We start from the raw sequence: 2,342 nt of genomic DNA, 5'->3' as shown, positions 1-2,342 counted from the left end.
GCCTCAGGCATGCGCGCCCCGCACGAAGGCCCGGAGCCCGTCGAGGAAGGCCGTGTTGGCGGCCTCGCTGCCGACCGTGACCCGCAGGCAGTCCGGCAGGCCGTAGGCGGCGACGCGCCGGGTGATCACGCCGCGGCCCGTCAGGAAGGCGTCCGCGGCGGCCGCCGAGCGGCCGGGCGCGTCGGGGAAGTGGACGAGGACGAAGTTCGCCACGCTCGGGGTCACGGCGAGGCCGAGCGCCCGGACCTCCTCGGTGAGGCGGGCGAGCCAGGCGTCGTTGTGGGCGACCGCCGCCGCCACGTGGGCGTCGTCCTGGATCGCCGCCGCACCCGCCCGGATCGCCGCCGCCGAGAGGTTGAACGGTCCGCGGATGCGGTTGACCGCGTCGGCCACGTGCGCGGGCGCCACCATCCAGCCGATCCGCAGGGCGGCGAGCCCGTGGATCTTGGAGAAGGTGCGGGTCATCACGACGTTGTCGGCCTCCAGCACGAGGTCGAGCCCGGAGCCGTAATCGTTGCGGCGGACATATTCCGCGTAGGCGCCGTCGAGGACGAGGAGCACGTCGGGCGGCAGGGCGGCGTGCAGGCGGCGCACCTCCTCGAAGGGCAGGTAGGTGCCGGTCGGGTTGTTGGGGTTGGCGATGTAGACGATCCGCGTCCGCTCGGTGAGGCGGGCGATGAGCGCGTCGACGTCGGTGGTGAGGTCGCGCTCGGGCGCCACCACCGGCGTGCCGCCCGCGGCCAGGATCGCGATGCGGTAGACGAGGAAGCCGTGCGCGCTGAACAGCCCCTCGTCGCCCGGCGCCAGATACGCGTAGGCGAGGAGCGAGAGCAGCTCGTCCGAGCCCGCCCCGCAGACGATCCGGGCCGGGTCGAGGCCGTAGCGCTCCGCGATCGCCGCGCGCAAAGCCGTCGCGTTGCCGTCCGGGTAGAGGGCGAGGTCGTCGAGGCTCTGGCGCGCCGCCGCGACCGCGGCCGGGCTCGGGCCCAGCGGCGTCTCGTTGGAGGAGAGCTTGTAGACCGGGTGGCCGCCCGTCGTCCCGCTCTTGCCGGGCACGTAGGCCTCGATCGCCGCGACGCCGGGGCGCGGCACGGGCCGGGGCACGGAGCGGCTGGGAACGGACGGATCGGTGGGCATTGGCTGGAACCCGGCTCGTGCCGGCTGGCCCGGCGGCTGACGCGGTTTCCTCTACAGCATTTCGTCCCCGGATGAAGCCCGGCCGGCCTGTCGGGTCCGTACCGGCCAGCCCCGGACTGCCGCGCCGGTTCACGATGTCGGAATCCCGGGCGTCGCCAGCCTCCGAAAGCAGAACGATAGTACCGCACCCGATCCGAATTGCCCCACGATCAGAATTCGTTAACGGCGAACGGCACTAATGCGGTCTACCCGATCCAGCCTCCTGTCCCACGTGGATGCGCGCCCTATGACTCGCCTCACCTCCATCGGATCCAAGCTCGGCGCCTGCTTCGCGCTCATGGTCGTCCTGGTGGCCGGCTTCGGGGCGAGTTCCCTCTACGAGCTGCGGACGGTCGATGCGGCGGGGCGCGACCTGCGCGAGACGCGGCTGCCCACCGTCCAGGTGCTCGGCAAGCTCCAGGTGGCCGTGTACCGCCTGCGGGTCAACGCGAGCCGGCTGATCACCGCGGACACGGCCGCGCTGCGCGCCGAGGTCGCCGCCACGATCCTCAAGCGCGAGGGCGAGCTGCGGACCCTGCGCACCCAGTACCAGGCCCTGCCGGCGAGCCCGGAGGAGAGTGCCCAGTTCGCGGCGTTCGAGCAGCAGTGGCAGGTCTATCACGCGCTGCAGGAGAAGATCGTCGCGATGGCGGCGGCCGGCGACGTCGCCGGGGCGCTGCGGATCTTCAACACCGAGATGTCGAGCGGCATCAACGCGGTCCTGGCCGAGTTGCAGAAGCTCGTCGATCTCGCCGACGCGGCGGCGCAGCGCAGCGGGCAGGCGGCCGAGGCGGCCTATGACGGGGCGTGGTTCGCGACGGTCGTGGCGATCGTCCTGGCGGCGCTGATCGCCGCGGCGGCCGCGACCGGCCTCGCCCTCGACGTGGCCCGCCCCCTGCGCCGGATCACCACCGCCATGAACCGGCTGGCGCAGGGCGATGCGGGCATCGCCATCCCCGGCCTCGGTCGCCGGGACGAGATCGGGGCGGCGGCCGCCGCTCTGGGGGTCTTCCGCGACAACCTGATCCGCACGCGCCAGCTCGAGGAGGAGACGGCGCTGGCCCGGGCGGGGGCCGAGGCGCAGCGCCGGACGGCGATGCGCGCGATGGCCGACGGGTTCGAGCGCGCGGTCGGCGGCATCGTGGCGACCGTCACGGCGGCGGCGA

Annotated in this window: 2 protein-coding genes; one reads left to right on the top strand and one right to left on the bottom strand. The window is 73.5% G+C overall.

Going from position 1 to position 2,342, the window contains the following annotated elements:
* Positions 1–3: 3 nt before the first annotated feature.
* Positions 4–1,137 (bottom strand): histidinol-phosphate transaminase, encoded by a 1,134-nt coding sequence (gene hisC, locus AX737_RS24945; RefSeq protein WP_066926051.1) that lies wholly within the window; start codon positions 1,135–1,137, stop codon positions 4–6.
* A gap of 286 nt (positions 1,138–1,423) precedes the next feature.
* Between hisC and AX737_RS24940 the strand changes: the two genes are divergently transcribed.
* On the top strand, positions 1,424–2,342 hold a 919-nt coding region (locus AX737_RS24940; RefSeq protein WP_197430714.1), incomplete at its 3' end, for an MCP four helix bundle domain-containing protein.

It is taken from the genome of Methylobacterium sp. CCH5-D2, from assembly GCF_001556475.1.
Lineage (GTDB): Bacteria > Pseudomonadota > Alphaproteobacteria > Rhizobiales > Beijerinckiaceae > Methylobacterium > Methylobacterium hispanicum.
Note: the sequence above shows the minus strand (reverse complement) of the source record. Positions and strands in the feature narration are given on the sequence as shown.